General features: G+C 64.2%; 22 protein-coding genes. 7 read left to right on the forward strand and 15 right to left on the reverse strand.

Going from position 1 to position 18,296, the window contains the following annotated elements; all coding sequences use genetic code 11:
- Positions 1–58: 58 nt before the first annotated feature.
- Positions 59–940, forward strand: coding sequence for an HpcH/HpaI aldolase/citrate lyase family protein (locus AC1DW2_RS24555; protein ID WP_354178886.1), 882 nt, complete (start codon positions 59–61; stop codon positions 938–940).
- Between the two features lie 116 nt (positions 941–1,056).
- Here AC1DW2_RS24555 and AC1DW2_RS24560 read toward each other — a convergent pair whose 3' ends face one another.
- The gene (locus AC1DW2_RS24560) at positions 1,057–1,869 is read right to left on the reverse strand and encodes a Crp/Fnr family transcriptional regulator (RefSeq protein WP_477007355.1); all 813 of its coding nucleotides are present in this window, start codon (positions 1,867–1,869) and stop codon (positions 1,057–1,059) included.
- A 424-nt stretch (positions 1,870–2,293) separates the two neighbouring features.
- Here AC1DW2_RS24560 and AC1DW2_RS24565 point away from each other — a divergent pair, with 424 nt between their 5' ends.
- On the forward strand, positions 2,294–3,985 hold the full coding sequence (locus tag AC1DW2_RS24565; protein WP_477007304.1) for a caspase family protein: 1,692 nt from the start codon (positions 2,294–2,296) through the stop codon (positions 3,983–3,985).
- 21 nt (positions 3,986–4,006) lie between these two features.
- On the opposite strand, the gene AC1DW2_RS24570 is transcribed toward AC1DW2_RS24565, so the two are convergent.
- The 4 genes from AC1DW2_RS24570 to AC1DW2_RS24585 all read right to left on the reverse strand — a co-directional run bounded on the left by AC1DW2_RS24570 (position 4,007) and on the right by AC1DW2_RS24585 (position 6,812).
- Positions 4,007–4,426: a hypothetical protein gene (locus AC1DW2_RS24570; protein ID WP_477007305.1), complete on the reverse strand. Its 420-nt coding sequence runs from the start codon at positions 4,424–4,426 to the stop codon at positions 4,007–4,009.
- Positions 4,427–4,664: 238 nt separating this feature from the next.
- Complete coding sequence (locus tag AC1DW2_RS24575; RefSeq protein ID WP_477007306.1) at positions 4,665–5,450, reverse strand: glycosyltransferase family 32 protein; 786 nt, start codon at positions 5,448–5,450, stop codon at positions 4,665–4,667.
- Positions 5,451–5,530: 80 nt separating this feature from the next.
- Complete coding sequence (gene leuD, locus AC1DW2_RS24580) at positions 5,531–6,136, reverse strand: 3-isopropylmalate dehydratase small subunit (protein WP_014490662.1); 606 nt, start codon at positions 6,134–6,136, stop codon at positions 5,531–5,533.
- Between the two features lie 106 nt (positions 6,137–6,242).
- A complete protein-coding gene (locus tag AC1DW2_RS24585; protein ID WP_071908670.1) occupies positions 6,243–6,812 on the reverse strand; it encodes a pyridoxamine 5'-phosphate oxidase family protein in 570 nt (189 codons plus the stop codon).
- Positions 6,813–6,911: 99 nt separating this feature from the next.
- Here AC1DW2_RS24585 and AC1DW2_RS24590 point away from each other — a divergent pair, with 99 nt between their 5' ends.
- Positions 6,912–7,715: a helix-turn-helix transcriptional regulator gene (locus tag AC1DW2_RS24590; RefSeq protein ID WP_477007356.1), complete on the forward strand. Its 804-nt coding sequence runs from the start codon at positions 6,912–6,914 to the stop codon at positions 7,713–7,715.
- Positions 7,716–7,719: 4 nt separating this feature from the next.
- Here the strand turns inward: AC1DW2_RS24590 and AC1DW2_RS24595 are convergent, their stop codons facing one another.
- Positions 7,720–8,118 (reverse strand): metallopeptidase family protein, encoded by a 399-nt coding sequence (locus AC1DW2_RS24595; protein WP_477007307.1) that lies wholly within the window; start codon positions 8,116–8,118, stop codon positions 7,720–7,722.
- Between the two features lie 166 nt (positions 8,119–8,284).
- Between AC1DW2_RS24595 and AC1DW2_RS24600 the strand changes: the two genes are divergently transcribed.
- Both AC1DW2_RS24600 and AC1DW2_RS24605 read left to right on the forward strand, forming a co-directional pair.
- On the forward strand, positions 8,285–8,566 hold the full coding sequence (locus tag AC1DW2_RS24600) for a hypothetical protein (RefSeq protein WP_477007308.1): 282 nt from the start codon (positions 8,285–8,287) through the stop codon (positions 8,564–8,566).
- A 49-nt stretch (positions 8,567–8,615) separates the two neighbouring features.
- Positions 8,616–8,876 carry a hypothetical protein gene (locus AC1DW2_RS24605; protein WP_085402929.1) on the forward strand — a complete coding sequence of 87 codons (261 nt, stop codon included), beginning with the start codon at positions 8,616–8,618 and terminating at the stop codon, positions 8,874–8,876.
- A gap of 10 nt (positions 8,877–8,886) precedes the next feature.
- Here AC1DW2_RS24605 and AC1DW2_RS24610 read toward each other — a convergent pair whose 3' ends face one another.
- Complete coding sequence (locus tag AC1DW2_RS24610) at positions 8,887–9,186, reverse strand: DUF1330 domain-containing protein (RefSeq protein WP_354178898.1); 300 nt, start codon at positions 9,184–9,186, stop codon at positions 8,887–8,889.
- A gap of 166 nt (positions 9,187–9,352) precedes the next feature.
- Between AC1DW2_RS24610 and AC1DW2_RS24615 the strand changes: the two genes are divergently transcribed.
- Positions 9,353–9,913 carry a hypothetical protein gene (locus tag AC1DW2_RS24615; RefSeq protein WP_477007309.1) on the forward strand — a complete coding sequence of 187 codons (561 nt, stop codon included), beginning with the start codon at positions 9,353–9,355 and terminating at the stop codon, positions 9,911–9,913.
- A 51-nt stretch (positions 9,914–9,964) separates the two neighbouring features.
- On the opposite strand, the gene AC1DW2_RS24620 is transcribed toward AC1DW2_RS24615, so the two are convergent.
- The 7 genes from AC1DW2_RS24620 to ffh all read right to left on the reverse strand — a co-directional run bounded on the left by AC1DW2_RS24620 (position 9,965) and on the right by ffh (position 15,902).
- Positions 9,965–10,174 (reverse strand): hypothetical protein, encoded by a 210-nt coding sequence (locus AC1DW2_RS24620; RefSeq protein ID WP_063980389.1) that lies wholly within the window; start codon positions 10,172–10,174, stop codon positions 9,965–9,967.
- A 94-nt stretch (positions 10,175–10,268) separates the two neighbouring features.
- Entirely contained in the window at positions 10,269–11,675 is a 1,407-nt protein-coding gene (gene leuC / locus AC1DW2_RS24625) for a 3-isopropylmalate dehydratase large subunit (protein ID WP_477007310.1), read from the reverse strand.
- Positions 11,676–11,997: 322 nt separating this feature from the next.
- A complete protein-coding gene (gene rplS / locus AC1DW2_RS24630) occupies positions 11,998–12,378 on the reverse strand; it encodes a 50S ribosomal protein L19 (protein ID WP_063980390.1) in 381 nt (126 codons plus the stop codon).
- A 108-nt stretch (positions 12,379–12,486) separates the two neighbouring features.
- On the reverse strand, positions 12,487–13,242 hold the full coding sequence (gene trmD / locus AC1DW2_RS24635) for a tRNA (guanosine(37)-N1)-methyltransferase TrmD (protein ID WP_477007311.1): 756 nt from the start codon (positions 13,240–13,242) through the stop codon (positions 12,487–12,489).
- 118 nt (positions 13,243–13,360) lie between these two features.
- Entirely contained in the window at positions 13,361–13,930 is a 570-nt protein-coding gene (rimM, locus tag AC1DW2_RS24640; protein WP_477007312.1) for a ribosome maturation factor RimM, read from the reverse strand.
- 9 nt (positions 13,931–13,939) lie between these two features.
- Positions 13,940–14,272, reverse strand: coding sequence for a 30S ribosomal protein S16 (gene rpsP / locus AC1DW2_RS24645; RefSeq protein WP_063980395.1), 333 nt, complete (start codon positions 14,270–14,272; stop codon positions 13,940–13,942).
- 85 nt (positions 14,273–14,357) lie between these two features.
- Positions 14,358–15,902: a signal recognition particle protein gene (gene ffh, locus AC1DW2_RS24650; protein WP_166346789.1), complete on the reverse strand. Its 1,545-nt coding sequence runs from the start codon at positions 15,900–15,902 to the stop codon at positions 14,358–14,360.
- A 448-nt stretch (positions 15,903–16,350) separates the two neighbouring features.
- On the opposite strand from ffh, the gene AC1DW2_RS24655 reads away from it, so the two are divergent.
- A complete protein-coding gene (locus AC1DW2_RS24655; RefSeq protein WP_477007313.1) occupies positions 16,351–17,415 on the forward strand; it encodes an MBL fold metallo-hydrolase in 1,065 nt (354 codons plus the stop codon).
- Positions 17,416–17,574: 159 nt separating this feature from the next.
- Here AC1DW2_RS24655 and AC1DW2_RS24660 read toward each other — a convergent pair whose 3' ends face one another.
- Entirely contained in the window at positions 17,575–18,294 is a 720-nt protein-coding gene (locus tag AC1DW2_RS24660) for an SIMPL domain-containing protein (protein WP_208083916.1), read from the reverse strand.
- Positions 18,295–18,296: the final 2 nt, after the last annotated feature.

Here is an 18,296-nt window from a genome sequence, read left to right on the forward strand (position 1 = left end):
ACATTTTTCCGGGATCATGCTCCAGAATACACCCGAGGAAACTGGAAGGAATGCTCGCATGACCCGCCCGCGCCGCAGCCATCTGTTCATGCCCGGCTCCAACCCCCGCGCGCTGGAAAAGGCGCGAAATCTCGCCGCCGACGGCCTGATCCTCGATCTGGAAGATTCCGTCGCCCCCGACCTCAAGGGGGTGGCGCGTGACGGCATCGCCGCTGCGATCGCGGACAAGGGGTTCGGCAAGCGCGAGATTTTGATCCGGACCAACGGCCTCGACACGCCCTGGTGGGCCGATGACGTCGCGATGGCCGCCAAGGCCTCGCCTGACGGCATTCTGGTTCCAAAAGTTTCAAGCATCGAGGATCTCCAGGCGATCGGCGCTCGCCTTGCCGAGCTCGGCGCCGCGCCGACGGTGAAAGTCTGGGCGATGATCGAGACCGCGCGCGCCGTGCTTCACGCCGAGGAGCTGGCCGCCGCGGGCCGCGATCCCAGGACGCGCCTCTCCGGTTTCGTGTTCGGCCCGAACGACATCTCGCGCGAGACGCGCATCAGGATGCTGCCGGGCCGCGCAGCGATGATCCCGATGATCACCCATTGCATCCTGGCGACGCGCGCCCATGGCCTCGAGATCCTCGACGGCCCCTATAGCGACATCGCCAATTCCGACGGTTTTGCCACCGAATGCGCACAGGGCCGCGACCTCGGCTTCGACGGCAAGACGCTGATCCATCCGTCGCAGATCGAGGCCTGCAACGCGATCTTCACGCCGCCCGAAGAGGAAGTCGCGCGCGCGCGAAAGATCATCGCGGCATTCGAGCTGCCGGAGAACGTTTCGCGCGGCGCGATCCGGCTCGATGGCGCAATGGTGGAGCGTCTGCACGCCGACATGGCGCGGCGCACGATCGAGATCGCGGACGCGATCGCAGCGATGAGCAAGGGCTGAGGCGTCAACTCGAAGAAGCGATATCCGCTTTTCCCCGCCAGGCGGACATCTTCTCGACGTCAAGAGGACTGCCGCTTGTGACCCATGCGGTCATCGCGGCGGTCAGTCCCAATCGCCTATTTTCCCGCCCGCGAAGCGGCTCTGGATTCGTCACCCGCTCCGTCGGAGGCGACGATGGCGCTTTCCCGGAACAGCGCATCGACAGGCTGCGGCGCCGCCAATTCCTGGCAATACATCTGATCGATCTTGCGCTGCATGAGCGCATAGCAATCGCATGCGACCTTCTCGAGCCGCGCCCGATGGATCTCGACAAACCCGCGCCGGTCGGACGGGACGGCGCCGGCATCGCGCAGCTTGCTCATCGTCAGGGTCACTGTCGTCCGTCGCACCCCAAGCAATTGCGCAAGCGCCTCGTGCGTCACCGGAAGCCGGTCATCGGGAACGCGGTCGTGCAGCTGCAGGAGCCACCGCGCCATGCGGCCATCGACCCGGTGCAGCGCGTTGCAGGCGGCGACGTGCTGGAGCTGCAACAACACCGCGCGGGCGTGGACTTGCACGACGTTCCTGATGGCGGCGCTTTGCGCAAAGGCCGCGCGAAACTTGGCGGCGGAAATCAGCGATGCTGTGCCGGCGATCCGAGCAATCGCGGTCACGGACGACAGCGACGGGCCGAGCACGGAGAACGAGGCCAAAGCGCCTTCCCGTCCCATCAAGGTGGTTGCGACCGTTTGCCCGTCCGGCATATCGATCATGAAGGCGATGGCGCCGCTGTGGGGAAAATAAACCGGGTCGAGCTCATCGCCCGACCGCACCAGGATGGCATCGGGTTCGAACGAGACCTTCTGGAAGTAGGGCGTGAGCAAACCGAGATCCGCCGGCGGCAACGCCGCCAATAGTCGATTCCCGATGCCCGTGCGGTGGACGGTCACGGCGCTTTCCGGTGAACGAGCACCCAACGAACGACGGTAACCATCTATTTCGTTTGCCATGATTGTCCGGAATTCGAATTGCCGAAGGGCAACCATCCAAACAGAGCCATTCGTCGAGATCAAGCACGGACAATTGCGGAGACCTTGCCGGCATCCTCGCCGCGCAAACAGGGCCTTGCATACATCATACTATTGACGCCCTCTGCTACCCGGCGAGGTGCCACACGTGGTGATCGACCAGTGATTGTTGCGGCAGCGCGTGAGTTTGCCCTGGCCCGGGCGCTTCCGCGCCGATGCCGAGCTGCACCGGCATCGTCAGCAGCTTGTCGTCGGCTCGTCCCGACGACGGCCGTTTCGCCGAAGTCCACGATCTCGGCTTTTCCCGTTGCGGTGGTGAACAGGGGTGCTACCCTCGAAGCCATTGGTGGGTTCGGGCAATCTATTGATGCGTTTTTTTGGGGCAGCTGTCTTTCTTGTCATGTCGCTTTTGTCCGCTCAGCCCGCCCTTGCGCAGGCGCGGGTTGCGCTTGTCATCGGCAATGGCGCCTACGAGAAGGTGCCCGAATTGCCGAACCCGACTCGCGACGCGGCCGACATCGGCCGCGCGCTGGAGCGGCTGGATTTCAAGGTCACTCAAGTCAGGAACGCCACCGCGCAAGAGATGAGGAAGGCCGTCGTTGAGGTCGGCCGATCCGCCGAAATGTCCGACATCGCCGTCGTGTTCTACGCCGGGCACGGCATGGAAGTCGGCGGCGAGAATTGGCTGATCCCAATCAGCGCAGAGCTACGCAGCGATACCGACGCCGAAAGCGAGGCGATCAGCCTGCGTTCGGTGAGCCTTCAGGTTTCGAAGGCACGGAAGTTGGGCCTCGTGATACTTGACGCGTGCCGCAACAACCCTTTTGCCGCGAAGATGAAGCGCGCGTTGAGCACCCGGGCCGTGACTCGCGGGCTCGCGCCGACGGAGCCGTCCGACAATGTCCTGATCGCGTATGCCGCCCGGGACGGCACCACGGCAAGCGACGGCGATGGCCGGAATAGCCCCTTCACGACGTCGCTGCTTCGCCACATCGAAACACCCGGCCTGGAGATATCGTTTCTGTTTCGCCGGGTTCGTGACGACGTGATGGCGGCCACCAGGCGCGAACAGCAGCCTTTCGTGTATGGCTCCTTGTCGAAGGAAGAGATTTACCTCAAGGCCCCTGCCGTCGCCGCTCAGGCACCAGCTGCATCAACTCCGGCGCCCGCAGCTCCCGCGGAAGACGAGAAGTTCTGGCAGGCTGTCCGGACGTCGACGGTGGCAGCTCTCTTTGAGGAGTTTCTCGCCAGATACCCCCGCAGCGGCCACGCTGCCGAAGCCCGTCAACGAATCAAGGATCTCAAGGCCAGCGAAGTTGCGGCGCTATCATCTCCGGCTGCTGCTCCGAAATCGGATGCGAGCGGACGCCAGGAGGCTGATGCCAAGCGCGCCGTACGAAATCCATTTACGCCCGACGACAACAAAAAAATCTCTGTCATCGCGGCAGCTCAGCAACTCGAATTGCCGAGCTTCACCATCTCGTCCGATCGGAACGATCCACTCAACGCCAATTCCAGGTTTGTCGGCGTGTGGTCCAACAAGCGTGGGTGGACCAATGGCAAGGGACGCTACGCCATGCTGATCGTCACGGAGGTCTCCGCGACGGGCTTGGCCAAGGGATACTACCTCTGGGGGCCGCCCACGAAACAATCATGGGTGAAGGATGTGGCGGGATACAAATCGTTCGTCGAGTACATTACGAACGATAAATTCTCCATCAATGGAACGCCTGTTACGGCCAAGCTGGACAAGAACGTCCTTGCCCTGACTTCCATCAACAAGGAGAATCCGTCGGAGACCGCGAATATCGAGCTTCGTCCAGTCTGGCAGCTTGTGCCGGTGCCCGAGGATGCCGAACCTCCGACCAAACGCGATAAAACGTCGCGAGCTCATGCAGTCAAGAAAGAGAGCGCGGCCGAACCTGGCCCTCCGGGTCATGCCGGCGGAGCGAGTATGGAAGAGCGCTATCGCGCGTGCAGAAAGCTCGTGAAGGGATTTGCCCAGCGCGACGCTTGCGCGCGGAACGGCACGATCTGATCTTTCGATCCAGACGACACGTCAGCGCGGGGCGACGTCGGCCCGATCGAGCGACTCCAGCGTCGACGCATTGGCACAATAGCCGTGGTAGTTCTCCGCGGCGGTGCCCTCGGCGAGATCGCGGTCGCATTGTTCCTTGTGATTGCAGAGCGAGCAGACGCGCTCCATGTCGCGCAGCAGCAGCGGCTGTGCACGACCGAGCCTGTCTGCGCTGATGCCGAGCTGCTCGAGCATTTTCGGCAGCTCGTCGGCAGCGTGCTTGCCGTGACGGACCAGCTCCTCCAGATCGTCAGGCGCGATCCTGAGATCTTGTGCGATCCGGTCGAAATCGGCGCGATCGAGCTGCCGCATCTCGTTCATCTCGCGGCGATGCTTCAGCCAGGCGGCAAAGGACTCGATGAGGTCCTGAACGATGGGATAAGGCCTGCTTGCGGTGCTCATGGAAAGCTCCATTCGGGCGGCGGAATTGGAGCGAGATTAGGCACAATGGTGCAGAGGCGCGTTGCGCTGGATCAAATTTGGAAGCGTTGGAGTGTGGCGCGTTGGTGGTTGGTTTCGTGTCCCGGACGCGGTGCGGCGCGAAGTGCCGCTCCGCAGAGCCGGGACCCATCTCGCCGCATCTCTGGGCCCCGGCGCTGCGCTGCGTCCGGGGCAGGAGAGCGCCGCGTAGCGGACTGAGTTACGCGAACCGCTCCGTCGCCCACGCATACAGGCTGCCCGGGATCGGCCTTTCGCCGCCGCGGCCCTTGGGCGAGATGTGCAGGCCGATGATCTCGGGGTTGGTGACGAGGCCGAGATAGCTCGAGGGATCGAAGAACAATTTCGGCTCGGCGTGCACGGCGTAGAACGACTGCTTCGGCAGCGCGGTCTGCAATTCACCGGTGCGGCGCGCGAGTGCGGTCAGCGCGGCCGGTCCAAAGATCGCGACGCGAATATCGGAAAGACGGTTCGAGCCGCCGCGCAGGCGACGCATCATGAAGGTGATGCGATGGCGCACCGACAGCCAGTTCGGCGTCAGCTCCTCCTGCTCCATCAGCTCCTCGAAGGCGGCAACGATGCCGTGCTCCGCCGGCAGATAGATCACGGAATTGCCGAGCTGGCGCGGCCGCTCCCAGGCGAAGTAGGGTTTTGCAGGATCGATCTCGACGGGTTTCAGCAGCAGCACGTCGGCATCGAGCCAGAGGCCGAGGTTCTTCGCCATCAGCTTCATCCGGAAGAAGTCGCTGAACTGCAGCGTGGTCCAGTCGCGCCAGCTTCCATCGGTCTGCGGCGGTCGCAATCGTTCGGAGAACGCGTGCGGCAGGATCGCCTCGGCGTCCGCGTTCCCGATGCCCACGGGCAGGCCGGGAATGGTGTCGAAACTGTAGACCGTGACCTTGTGGCCGGCAGCTAACTGCGAGCGCAGACAGGTCTGGCGCAGTGCGTCCATCGGGCCGTGCCAGAAGGTGACGATGTCGGGCAGCATGCGCGTCAGTCTAGGGGTTATTCAGGACAAAGAAAAAGCCCCGGCGCTATCAGCACCGGGGCTCGAACTGGAGCTCGATCTCAGGCCCAGGCGCGTTCGCGCTTGAGCTTTTCCTCGTAGGTGTCGATCGAGGCCTTCTTCTCCATCGTCAGGCCGATGTCGTCGAGGCCGTTGATCAGGCAGTGCTTGCGGAACGGGTCGATCTCGAACTTGACCTTGCCGCCGTCGGGGCCGCGGATCTCCTGGTTCGGCAGGTCGATCGTCAGCGTCGCGTTGGCGCCGCGCTCGGCGTCGTCGAACAGCTTGTCGAGGTCTTCCTGCGAGACGCGGATAGGCAGAATGCCGTTCTTGAAGCAGTTGTTGTAGAAGATGTCGCCGAACGAGGTCGAGATCACGCAGCGGATGCCGAAGTCGAGCAGCGCCCAGGGCGCGTGCTCGCGGCTCGAGCCGCAGCCGAAATTGTCGCCGGCGACCAGCACCTTCGAATTGCGATAGGCGGGCTGGTTGAGGACGAAATCCGGATTCTCGCTGCCGTCGTCCTTGTAGCGCTGCTCGGAGAAGAGCCCCTTGCCAAGGCCGGTGCGCTTGATGGTCTTGAGGTACTGCTTCGGAATGATCATGTCGGTGTCGACATTGATGATCTTCAGCGGCGCCGCGACGCCTTCCAGCGTGGTGAACTTGTCCATTTCAGGCTTCCCGGTTTGAAGTCAGGGGAGGGCTATTTAGCCCGGTTGGCACACAAATCCTAGGCCGGATTCGGCAGGCCTAAGGGGCGTAAATCGAGGTTCGTCTTCAGCCTGGCGGAGCCATGCTGTCAGGGGCAAAGCCGGTCGGCAGGCCGTCGATGCTCTTCATGTTCTTCAGACCCCAGTATTTTCGCAAATTGTTGACACCCTGCGCCGTCCAGTAGCGCACGAGGCTGCCGCGTTCTTGTCTGTAGTCGAACAGCGGCACGCCCATACCGCATGACGTCTGCACGAGGTCGACCGAGAGGCGCACGATTTGGCGTGCGCCTGCCATGTCCTCGAAGTCAGGAACGAGATCGGAATATTCCGGCGTGCCGCGCATGAGCGATCGAGCCTGGCCATAGAGCCGCAGGATCATCGGGGCGCCGTCGAAGGCGCAAAACATGATGGTCAGCCGCTTGTCGTCGGAGGCGGTCAGATGCGCACGGGTCTCGCTGCCGCTGCCGGTGCAATCGAGGTAGGCGACGTCGCTCTCTCCCAGCACCCGGAATGACGACAGGCCCTTGGGAGACACGTTGATGCGTCCCTTCGGCGGGGCGCTCGCGACGAAGAAGATCTTCTGCCGTTCGATGAAAGCCCTGTGCTCGGGTTCGATCCTTGCGAATTGCCTGCCCATACCCGTTCGTCCTTTCCGCAGCGACGCCGCAGCGGCAAAGAGTTAGCATGCCGATTATACCCGTTTAAGATTGCTCTTTATGCTGGTATAAAAACCACCATGAAGGGACCAGACCCGATCGCTCCAGCTCTCTCGCTCAGCGCGTTCCTGCGCGCGCTCCGGGAGCGCCAGTCTCCGGCAGAATTCGGCCTCGCTGCCGGAGCACGGCGGCGCACGCCCGGCCTCCGGCGCGAGGAGGTCGCTCAGCTCTGCGGATTGAGCGTCACCTGGTACACGTGGATCGAGCAGGGTCGCGATGTCTCCGTCTCGGCTTCGACACTTGCGCGCCTCGCACGCGGATTGCGCCTGTCACGAGCGGAGCGCAGCTATCTGTTCGAAGTTGGGGGCAAGCGCGATCCCGAGCGTCCCGGCCACAGCGATGATCCGCCTGAGGAGGTGCTGGCCTGCGTCGATGCGATCGATGGGCCGGCCTACATTCTCGATCGCACATGGGGCGCGCGTCGTTGGAATGCGAAAGCGTCCCGGTTGTTTGCCGGATGGCTCGATGCTGACGGCGAAAAAAATCTTCTGCGCTACATCTTCCTCAGGCCCGAGGCGCGAACACTGATCCTCGACTGGACCTCACGCGCGCAACGCGTCGTCGCAGAATTCCGCGCCGCTGTTACAGCCTATTCCGACGATCCGGACGTTCGCCGGCTCGTCGAGGAACTGAGAGTTGGAAGCCCCGATTTCGAACGCTGCTGGGAGACGCAGGGGGTTCTGGCACGCGAAGGCGGCGAGCGTGCGTTCGATCATCCGACCATGGGACTGCTGCACTATCAGCAGGTATCGCTGTCTCTCGCGGGCTGGTCCGACTATCGACTGACGATGCTTCTCGCTGCGCCAACCATACGCAACCGATGACGTCCTACTCCGCCTGAGCCTCAATCGCCGTCATATCGTCGTCCGAGAGGCCGAAATGGTGGCCGATCTCGTGGATCAGGACATGGCGGACGATGTGGCCGAGGCTCTCGTCGTGCTCGGCCCAGTAATCCAGGATCGGCCGGCGGTAGAGCCAGACCATGTTCGGCAGCCGCGCCACGTCGCCCAGGCTCTGCTGGGGCAGGCCGACGCCCTGGAACAGGCCGAGCAGGTCGAACTCGCTCTCGCATTCCATCTCGTCCATCACTTCCTCGGTCGGGAAGTCGTCGACACGGAGGATCACGCCCTCACAGAGGCCGCGAAATTCCGCCGGCAGGCGCTCGAAGATGTCGTGCGCCGTCGCTTCCATCTCGGCCAGCGAGGGTGCTTTCAATTCCGTCCACATGGGCTTTTCTTAGCGCGGGTTCCGTGGCGATGCATCCGGCTTTATAGAAGGCTACGAAGAGTTGACGCCGCGCACGAAAACGGGGAGCGTACGGCGCCTCAAGGGGATAGCTCAGGTGGGTGGTGGTGCGATGCGGGCGGGAACAGCAATACTGGTTCTACTTTGCATGGGGTTGTTTTCGCAATTTTGCGTCGGTGCGGAAGCTCAGACGGCCGGCGCCGGTGTCAGGCTGGCCCAGGCGGCCTCGCCAGACGACGTTCCTCCGCCGCGCRGGCGCCCGCCCGCCCGGCTGCGCGTCACGCCCTACTACGCTCCGGACGGCGTCTATCCGCGCTACTATCCGGGTCCCGATGCGGTCCGCGAGTGCAACGCCACCTATGTGCAGGAATATCGGCCGAGCGGCACGGTGATCGTGCCGCATATGAGCTGCTACTGGCGGCGGGGCTGACGCGCCTAAACGGCCGCGTGATGCCCGCATCTTGAGGGCGGAGTTCGTCATGACGAGATGGATTGCATTGGCCGTTGTCGCCGGGCTCGCAGCGGGTTTGCCTCGCGCTTCAACCGCGCAGAGTGTGACGAAGTCGGATGCCTCGGCCGGGACAGCGATTTTCGATGCGAGACGGCACGCAAGACACCATGACGTTGCGCGGCGCTCAGCGCCCCATGATCCGCATTATTACGCGCGGCCCGTCTACTACCGTCCCTATCCCTACGGCGTGCCGGCACCCTTCGTGTTCGGCTACGGGCCGTGGTGGTGACGCCGTCGCGTTAGCCCGCCGTCGCGAATCCCCTGACCAGCAGCACGGTTGCCTGCGCGCCCGCCTTGCGATCGCGCGAGATCTCTTCGTAGTCCGGTGAATTCGAGAAGGCGAGGAATGCGGCCTCGTCGGGAAACGACATCATGACGAGCTTGTCGAATGGCCACGGGCCCTCGAGCACGCGCGGCTGCTCGTCGGCGGCGAGCAGCCGTCCATTGTACTTTCTGAACACGTCGAAAAACCGCGCCTGATAGCGGTCATAGGCCGCGCGGTCCGTCATCTTCAATTGCGCGATCGCGTAGACGGTCATCTTTCGAATTCCTTTTGTCGTGGCACGGCGCCTCGGCAGGAAGCTTGTTCATTCACAAGGCGTTCACGTCGCTGTCCCTAATTTAATCTTGGGAGCGACTGCAATTGAACAGCGATGCGAGCGACGCTGCGCCGCAATGCTGCCGTTCAGATTCAGGGAGAATTCCATGCTGCGGATCTTGGATGCTCGGACAAGCTCGATACGCTTGCTCGGGCTTGCGGCTGTTGCCACGCTGATGCTGTCGGCCGGGACTGCACAACGTGCCGAAGCGATGACTCCGATCAATCCGACGCCGTTGCCGGCGGCGAAGGCTGCAAGCGACGACATGATCACCCAGGTTCGCCACGGTGGCGGCGGTGGTGGACATGGTGGCGGCTTCCATGGCGGTGGCAGTTTTCGTGGCGGTGGTTTCCATGGTGGCGGAGGGCATATCGGCGGTTTCCGCGGCGGTGGCTTTCGGGGCGGCCATATCGGCGGCTTCCGCGCCGCACCGGCCTTTCATGGTGGCGGCTATCGCTACGGCGGATTTCGCCACTATGGCGGTTTTCATCGCTACGGGATCTATCGCCCGCATTACGGCTATCGTCACTTCCACCGGCGCTATTATTACGGCGGCTACTATCCCTACTACCACTATCCGCGCCGCTGTCGGGTGATCTGGACCTATTACGGCCCGCGCCGCGTCTGCCGGTGGCATCGCTGGCACTATCCGTACCGCTATTGGTAATCGCGATCGAAATGAAAAGGGCGCCGCGACGGCGCCCCTTGTTCGTGTGGCCTAGAGCCAATCCTTCAGCTTCCACGACGCCGGCTTCCACCGCGTCAGGTTCTCGAGCTTCCACTGCTTGATCATCGCCGGCGGCCAGCGGCTGAGCTTCGAGGTCTCCTCGACCTCGGGCTTGGCGACGATGGGCAAGGGCGTTGCGCGCCGCCGGTGCTGGCGCGTCGCCTCGCCGATCAGATCGACATATTCCGGCTTGTTGGCCATGCGCTGTGTCCTCGCGAAACCGTCGCGAGGACACAGTGTCGGCGATGCCGATTAACGGCCGTTTGCCGCTTTAGCTCAAATTGCAGGGAGCGGCTTACCGCCACTCCCTGACGTCGACGAAGTGACCCGCGATCGCAGCCGCTGCCGCCATCGCCGGCGACACCAGATGCGTGCGGCCCTTGAAACCCTGGCGGCCCTCGAAGTTGCGGTTCGAGGTCGAGGCACAGCGCTCTTCCGGAGCCAGCTTGTCCGGGTTCATCGCGAGGCACATCGAGCAGCCCGGCTCGCGCCATTCGAAGCCGGCCTTGATGAAGATCTTGTCCAGACCCTCAGCTTCGGCCTGCTCCTTCACGAGGCCGGAGCCCGGCACGACCATGGCGTTGACATTCGCTGAAACGGTCTTGCCTTCGGCAATCTTCGCCGCCGCGCGCAGATCCTCGATGCGGCCGTTGGTGCAGGAGCCGATGAAGATGCGGTCGAGCTTGATGTCGGTGATCTTGGTGCCCGCGGTCAGGCCCATATATTTCAGCGCGCGGTGCTTGGAGAGACGCTTGGCCTCGTCCGCGATCTGATCCGGATCGGGCACGATGCCGGTCACCGAGATGACGTCCTCAGGCGAGGTGCCCCAGGTCACGATCGGGGGCAGCTTGGCAGCGTCGAGGCGCAGCTCGTGGTCGAAATGCGCGCCGTCGTCGGAGCGCAGCTTCTCCCAGTAGCGCATCGCCGCATCCCAGTCCGCGCCCTTCGGTGCCTTCGGACGGCCGCGCAGGAAGTCGAACGCCTTCTGGTCCGGCGCAACCAGGCCGGCGCGCGCGCCGCCTTCGATCGACATGTTGCAGACCGTCATGCGACCCTCCATCGACAACGCGCGGATCGCATCGCCGGCGTATTCCAGCACGTAGCCGGTGCCGCCGGCAGTGCCGATCTCGCCGATGATGGCGAGGATGATGTCCTTGCCCGTCACGCCTTCAGGCAATTTGCCGTCGACGGTCACGCGCATGTTCTTCGCCTTCTTCTGGATCAGCGTCTGCGTCGCCAGCACGTGCTCGACCTCGGAGGTGCCGATGCCGTGTGCGAGCGCGCCGAACGCGCCATGCGTCGAGGTGTGGCTGTCACCGCAGACGATGGTGGTGCCGGGCAGGGTAAAGCCCTGCTCGGGGCCGATGACGTGGACGACGCCCTGGCGCTTGTCGAACTCGTCGTAATATTCGATGCCGAATTGCTTGGCGTTCTCGGCCAGCGCCTTGATCTGCTCGATGCTCTCCGGATCGGGATTCGGCTTGGTGCGATCGGTGGTCGGCACGTTGTGGTCGACGACGGCGAGCGTCTTTTCCGGCGAGTGCACCTTGCGGCCGGTGGCGCGCAGACCCTCGAACGCCTGCGGCGAGGTCACTTCGTGCACCAGATGGCGGTCGATATAGAGCAGGCAGGTGCCGTCGTCGGCTTCGTGCACCAGATGGTCGTTCCAGATCTTGTCGTACAATGTGGTCGGCTTGGACATGAGCTTCAGCTCCAGGAATGTTGTGGTGCGGATATGCGCGGTCACGCGCGGGCAACAAAATCGTCAGCGCAGCTTTTAGGCTGCGCGCGTAAGCTCTGACGTTGCCGAGGTCGCGAAGCGTCCGAAGAACCGGCCAGGCAGCCGCGAGCGATCGTCGATGACGATGCGCGTGACGGGGGCGAGGCTGGTCTGATCTGGAAACATTCCAAGAATATATAGCAGGCCGATTTGGAAGCGCGAGTGCTTTGACGCGCACGGCTGACGCAACAAAAAAGCGCGGGGTTTTGCCCCGCGCTCTCTAGAACTCGTCTGTAAACGGAGCTTACTCGTTGACGGCCTTGGCGTGCTCAGTCTTCTCGACGATGCGGGCCGACTTGCCGCGAAGGTTGCGGAGGTAATAGAGCTTGGCACGACGCACCTTGCCGCGGCGCACCACCTTGATCGAGTCGATCATCGGGGAGAGCAGCGGGAACACCCGCTCGACACCCTCGCCATAGGAGATCTTGCGGACGGTGAAGCTCTCGTTGAGGCCGCCGCCGGAACGGCCGATGCAGACGCCTTCATAGGCCTGCACGCGGGTACGGTCGCCTTCGACGACCTTCACGTTGACGATCACGGTGTCACCGGGACCGAATTCCGGAATCTCCTTGCTGGCGGAGAGCTTGTCGAATTGCTCTTTTTCGAGCTGTTGGATCAGGTTCATGGGTAAATCTCCATCGGCGCGCCAAGCCGCAGGACGGGGGCTGCGCGAAATTCGTTGATCCAGCTATTGCGGATGTGGCCGCTCCTATAAGGCAAGCCGGAGCGTTTGTCACCCGTCTGTCTTGTTTTTTGGCGTTTTTTGGCGTCTGGCTCGATTCGTGGCTTTGGCCGGGATTTTGGCCCACAAATCAGGCCGCCGGGCCGCGGTCAGGGCCTCGGATTGTGCCCGCCGCCAGGCTGCAACCTTGGCGTGGTCGCCGGAGGTCAGGGTCTCCGGGATCGGAGCCCCCTCGAACAGCTGCGGGCGGGTGTATTGGGGGTACTCGAGGAGGCCCTCCGAGAAGCTTTCCTCGGTTCCCGAGGCCTCCTTGCCCATCACGCCGGGCAACAGCCGGACGCAGGCGTCGATTAGGGCCAGCGCTGCGATTTCGCCCCCGGACAGCACGTAGTCGCCGATCGAGACCTCCTCCAGGCCCCGTCCGTCGATCACCCGCTGGTCCACGCCCTCGAACCGTCCGCAAACGATCAGGGGACCCGGACCCTCGGCCAGCTCCATCACCCGGGCCTGGGTCAATGGCCGACCCCTCGGGCTCATCAGCAGCTTCGGCCGGTCCGGGCTGATCTCGACGGCATCGATCGCCGCCGCCAGAACATCGGCCCGCAGCACCATGCCCGGTCCGCCGCCCGCGGGGGTGTCATCGACGCTCCGATGCCGGTCGGTGGCCGAGGCCCGGATGTCCCGCGCCTCGAGCTCCCAGAGCCCGCCAGCCAGCGCCCGGCCGGCCAGGCTCACGCCGAGCGGCCCCGGAAACATCTCCGGAAACAGCGTCAGCACCGTCGCGCGCCAGGGTGAGGAGGTCGTCATTGCTTCCCGATCTCGTCGTCCCGGGGCGCGCGGAGCGCGAGCCCGGGACCCATAACCATCGCACTTCGTTTTGCGATGATCGAGGCTACCAGCTTAGCCAAAAAACCACGGCCTGCGATTATGGGTCCCCGCCTTCGCGGGGACGGCCCGTGGATAGGGCTTCGTCCTTGTCCTCACCCTCGATCTCCTGCGGCAGCGCGATCACGACGCGTCCGCCTGTGAGATCGACTTCCGGCACCACCGCGTTTGTAAACGGCAGCAGCATCGTCGTGCCCTTTGCAGATCCTTTGGGGGGAGCGATCTCGATGATGTCGCCGGCGCCGAAATTGTGGATCGCGAGCACGCGGCCGAGCGCGTCGCCGTCGGTGGTGACGGCGGCGAGCCCGATCAGGTCGGTGTGGTAATATTCGTCCGCATCGGTCGCGGGCAGCTTTTCGCGCGCGACGTAGAGTTCGATGCCGTTGAGGCGTTCGGCCTCATCGCGGGTCGTGACGCCCTTGAACGTCGCGACCAGATGATCCCTGGCCTCGCGCGCCTGCGCGACCTCGAACTGGCGCTTGCCGTCCTTGGAGAGAAGCGGACCGTAGCGTTTGATGGCAAAGGGATCTTCGGTGAAGGTCCACAGCTTGACCGCACCGCGCACACCATGCGCGGCGCCGATCCGCGCGACGCAGACCAGCGCCGACATGATCTGACCTTAACCCTTCGCGGCGGCTTCGGCCTGCGCCTTGCGCTCCTTGCGCGGCACGGCCTTCTCAGGGTTGTTGCGCGCTTCGCGCTTCTTGACGCCGGCGGCGTCGAGGAAACGCGCCACGCGGTCCGACGGCTGCGCGCCCTTGGCGACCCAGGCCTTCACCTTGTCCATGTCGAGCTTGAGGCGGGCCTCGTTGTCCTTCGGCAGCAGCGGGTTGAAATAACCGAGACGCTCGATGAAGCGGCCATCGCGGGGAAAGCGCGAATCGGCGACGACGACGTGATAGACGGGGCGCTTCTTGGTGCCTGCGCGAGCGAGGCGGATAACGACGGACATCTGGTTCTCCTTCAAAGTACAGTTTGTTCGGTTGATTGGTATTCCGCGTCGCGCGAGATGCTTAGGATCCCTCGAGACGAATTCCTCATTTCTTCTTGCCCGGAAATCCGCCGAGGCCCGGCAGCGTCGGCTTGCCGCTCAGCCCGGTCAGTCCGGGAACGTTGGGCAGGCCGGTGCGCAGACCAGCGGGCAAATCCTTCGGCAGGCTGGGCAGACCTTGTCCGCCGCCTTGCATCTTCTCCTGCAACGCCTTCATCTCTTCCGGTGAGGGCGGCTTCATGCCACCGCCAAAGCCCATCGCCTGTGCGATGCCGGCGAGCGGGCCGCGCTTGCCCGAGCCCATGGCCTTCATCACGTCGGCCATGTTCCGGTGCATCTTGAGCAGCTTGTTGACCTGCTCGACGCTCTGGCCGCTTCCTGCGGCGATGCGCTTCTTGCGGCTGGCCTTGAGCAGGTCGGGATGACGGCGCTCGTCGCGCGTCATGGAATCGATCACCGCGACCTGGCGCTTCAGGATCTTGTCGTCGATGCCGGCGGCCGCGATCTGGTTCTTCATCTTGGCGATGCCGGGCATCATGCCCATCAGCCCGCTGATGCCGCCCATGTTCGCCATCTGCAACAGCTGCTCGCGCATGTCGTTGAGGTCGAACTGACCCTTGCGCATGCGCTCGGCGGTGCGCGCGGCCTTCTCGGCGTCGATGTTGGCGGCGGCACGTTCGACCAGCGAGACCACGTCGCCCATGCCGAGGATGCGGCCGGCGATACGATCGGGGTGGAAATCTTCCAGCGCGTCGGTCTTTTCACCGGTGCCGATCAGCTTGATCGGCTTGCCGGTCACGGCGCGCATCGACAGCGCGGCGCCGCCGCGGCCGTCGCCGTCGACTCGTGTCAGCACGATGCCGGTGAGCCCGACGCGCTGATCGAAGGCGCGGGCAAGATTCACGGCGTCCTGGCCGGTGAGGCTGTCGGCGACCAGCAGCACTTCATGCGGATTGGCAGCGGCTTTGATCGCAGCCGCTTCCGCCATCATGTCTTCGTCGAGCGTGGTGCGGCCGGCGGTGTCGAGCAGCACGACATCGTAGCCGCCGAGCTTGCCGGCCTCCAGCGCGCGCTTCGCGATCTGAGCCGGCTGCTGGCCGGCGACGATCGGCAGCGTCGGAATGTCGAGATCGCGCCCGAGCACGGCCAGCTGCTCCATCGCCGCCGGGCGATAGATGTCGAGCGAAGCCATCAGCACCTTGCGCTTGTCGCGCTGGACCATGCGGCGGGCGAGCTTTGCGGTGGTGGTGGTCTTACCGGAGCCTTGCAGGCCGACCATCATGATCGGCACCGGCGGCACGGAATTGATGTCGATGGTCTGGCTTTCGGCGCCGAGCGTGTTGATCAGCTCGTCATGGACGATCTTGACCACCATCTGGCCGGGGGTCACCGACTTGACGACGGTGGCGCCGATCGCCTGCTCGCGGACGCGCTCGGTGAAGCTGCGCACCACCTCTAACGCGACGTCGGCCTCCAGCAGCGCGCGGCGCACCTCGCGCATCGCGGCGTCGACGTCCTTTTCGGTCAGCGCACCGCGCCCCGTCAGACGATCGAGAATGCCACCAAGCCGTTCCGACAGATTGTCGAACAATGCCGTTGTCCCTTGTCCTGCTCGCGCAGGGTTGCCGCGTTCACCATCGTCATGCCCCGGCTTGACCGGGGCATCCAGTACGCCCCGGCACCTCGGTTCAGCCGAGCGGCCTCTGGGATACTGGATCGCCCGATCAAGTCGGGCGATGACCACTTCCTGAGCAAGCGATCTTCCAAACACCTTTGCGCCCGAGGGCGCACAGCGCTGTCGGGCGTTGGCCTCTGGCCTCCAGGGCCAGTGGGCGTGTCGAAAAGAAAGCCTTTCCGAGAAAGTGGCGGGGTTAAACGCCGCTCCCGCCCAAAAGTCAAGGAAAGTTAGGGTGCCGGGGTGCCTTTGCCAGGGCAAGGCTCTGAAAATACGGAACTTTTGGTGGCCGGTTCCTTTTGCCTGGGCTCCGCCCATATAGAAGATGATGACTTACCTCCGTTACCATCCCTGAAGCCCGCTTGTGCCGATCACCCGCCGCCGCGTTTTCGGACTGCTCGCCGGTGGTGCCGCGCTGGTCGGTGTTCCGCCCCTCTGGATGTCCCGCATGAAAACCTATGACGGCCCGGTCTCCGACCATTTTGACGGCCTGACCTTCTTCGATCCCGACGGGGCGCCGCCGAGATCGCTCGGCGAGGTGCTGCGGTGGCAATTAGGTGGCCGGGGGCAGCGCGCGGACTGGCCCGACTGGGTGCCCAACCCCCATGCCGACACGCCGCCGCAGCGAGTCGAGGGCGACAAGGTGCGGCTCTCCTTCGTCGGCCACGTCAGCTGGCTGGTCCAGGCCGGCGGCCTCAACATCCTCGTCGATCCCGTCTGGTCCTCGCGGGTCTCGCCCGTCAGCTTTGCCGGACCGAAGCGGCACAACGACCCCGGTATCGCGTTCGAGAAGCTGCCGAAGATCGACGTCGTGCTGGTCTCGCACGGTCATTACGATCATCTGGACATCGCGACGCTGTCGCGGCTTGCCAAGAACTTTGCGCCGCGCGTGGTGACGCCACTCGGCAACGACGTAACGATGCGCAGCGCCGACTCCTCCATCAAGGTGGAGGCCTTCGACTGGCACGATCGCGTCGAGCTCGGCGGCGGCATCGCCGTGACGCTGGTGCCGACCCGGCACTGGTCGGCGCGCGGCATGTTCGATCGCAACAAGGCACTGTGGGCGAGTTTCGTGCTGGAGACGCCGGCGGGGAAAATTTACGTGGTCTGCGATTCCGGCTATGGCGACGGCGGGCACTTTCGCCGCGTCGCAGAGAAGCACGGGCCGCTGCGTCTGGCGATCCTCCCGATCGGCGCCTACGAACCGCGCTGGTTCATGCGCGACCAGCACATGAATCCGGAAGACGCCGTGAAAGCGCTGGCCGATTGCGGCGCACAAGCCGCGCTCGGACATCATCACGGCACGTTCCAGCTGACGGACGAAGCGATCGACGCGCCGGCGAAGGCGCTGGTCGAAGCGCTGGATGCCGCGAAGATTCCGCAGGAGCAGTTTGTGGCGATGCAGCCGGGGCAGGTGGTGGAGATCTGAATCCATCCACGTACACAACCGTGCCCCGGACGCAGCGCAGCGTCTCTTCGACGGTGCGCTGCAGAGCCGGGGCCCATGCAGCAGCACGTGCCGTTGGCTTTCTGGGTCCCGGCTCTGCGCAGCAGCGTTTCACGCTGCAGCGCGTCCGGGACACGAGACTTACTTGCCCTCAGGGCGAATAATCGCCCAGCTCACATTCACCGTCACCGACAGCGTTTCCTCGCCCGGCGCTACTGCCGCGGGCGCCGCCATCGGCGCTGTCGCCATTCTTGCCTTGAACAGCGGCACCGGAGCGCCGCCCTCGGATACGCTGAGCGGCGAGCCGAGCGTGACGCCGGTGGCCTTGGCGTAGATCTCGGCCTTGCGGCGGGCGTCCACGACCGCCTGTTCGCGGGCGTCGTCGAGCAGCTTTGAGGCCTGCGTCACCTCGAAGGAGATGTTGCCGATGTCGTTGGCGCCGGCGCCGACCAGCGTGTCGATGATGCCAGCGACCTTGGTCACGTCGCGGATCTTCACGGTAACGCGGTTAGAGGCGCGGAAGCCGACCACGGGCGAAGCGCCGGTGGATTTGTTCTGGCCGTATTGCGGCTGCAAGGACAGGCGCGAGGTCTGATAGTCCTTCTCGGCGATACCGGCGCCCTTCAGCGCCAGCAGTACCTTGCCCATCGCGGCGTTGTTGGCGTCGGAGGCTTCCTTCGCCGACTTGGCGTCGTTGGCGACGCCGGCGTCGATCTGCGCGAGATCGGGCGCCGCGGAGATCGTGGCTTCGCCGCTCACCGAGATCGCGGAGGGAAAATCGTCCGCGCGTGCGGGCGTTGCCAGCAGCGTGGCGGCGACAGCGGCGGCAATAGACGTAAAAAGGACGGCAGGCTTCTTCATCT

This window comes from Bradyrhizobium sp. P3_C3, assembly GCF_056402655.1.

Coding starts and splice junctions, on each gene's coding strand:
- rplS (WP_063980390.1), bottom strand. CDS start 12,378: ATGAACCTGATCCAACAGCTCGAAAAAGAGCAATTCGACAAGCTCTCC.
- AC1DW2_RS24575 (WP_477007306.1), bottom strand. CDS start 5,450: ATGCTGCCCGACATCGTCACCTTCTGGCACGGCCCGATGGACGCACTG.
- rimM (WP_477007312.1), bottom strand. CDS start 13,930: ATGTCGGCGCTGGTCTGCGTCGCGCGGATCGGCGCCGCGCATGGTGTG.
- leuC (WP_477007310.1), bottom strand. CDS start 11,675: ATGTCCAAGCCGACCACATTGTACGACAAGATCTGGAACGACCATCTG.
- AC1DW2_RS24585 (WP_071908670.1), bottom strand. CDS start 6,812: ATGGGCAGGCAATTCGCAAGGATCGAACCCGAGCACAGGGCTTTCATC.
- AC1DW2_RS24620 (WP_063980389.1), bottom strand. CDS start 10,174: ATGGCCAACAAGCCGGAATATGTCGATCTGATCGGCGAGGCGACGCGC.
- AC1DW2_RS24660 (WP_208083916.1), bottom strand. CDS start 18,294: ATGAAGAAGCCTGCCGTCCTTTTTACGTCTATTGCCGCCGCTGTCGCC.
- AC1DW2_RS24570 (WP_477007305.1), bottom strand. CDS start 4,426: ATGAGCACCGCAAGCAGGCCTTATCCCATCGTTCAGGACCTCATCGAG.
- AC1DW2_RS24610 (WP_354178898.1), bottom strand. CDS start 9,186: ATGACCGTCTACGCGATCGCGCAATTGAAGATGACGGACCGCGCGGCC.
- trmD (WP_477007311.1), bottom strand. CDS start 13,242: ATGACGACCTCCTCACCCTGGCGCGCGACGGTGCTGACGCTGTTTCCG.
- rpsP (WP_063980395.1), bottom strand. CDS start 14,272: ATGTCCGTCGTTATCCGCCTCGCTCGCGCAGGCACCAAGAAGCGCCCC.
- AC1DW2_RS24595 (WP_477007307.1), bottom strand. CDS start 8,118: ATGTGGACGGAATTGAAAGCACCCTCGCTGGCCGAGATGGAAGCGACG.
- leuD (WP_014490662.1), bottom strand. CDS start 6,136: ATGGACAAGTTCACCACGCTGGAAGGCGTCGCGGCGCCGCTGAAGATC.
- AC1DW2_RS24590 (WP_477007356.1), top strand. CDS start 6,912: ATGAAGGGACCAGACCCGATCGCTCCAGCTCTCTCGCTCAGCGCGTTC.
- AC1DW2_RS24555 (WP_354178886.1), top strand. CDS start 59: ATGACCCGCCCGCGCCGCAGCCATCTGTTCATGCCCGGCTCCAACCCC.
- AC1DW2_RS24605 (WP_085402929.1), top strand. CDS start 8,616: ATGACGAGATGGATTGCATTGGCCGTTGTCGCCGGGCTCGCAGCGGGT.
- AC1DW2_RS24615 (WP_477007309.1), top strand. CDS start 9,353: ATGCTGCGGATCTTGGATGCTCGGACAAGCTCGATACGCTTGCTCGGG.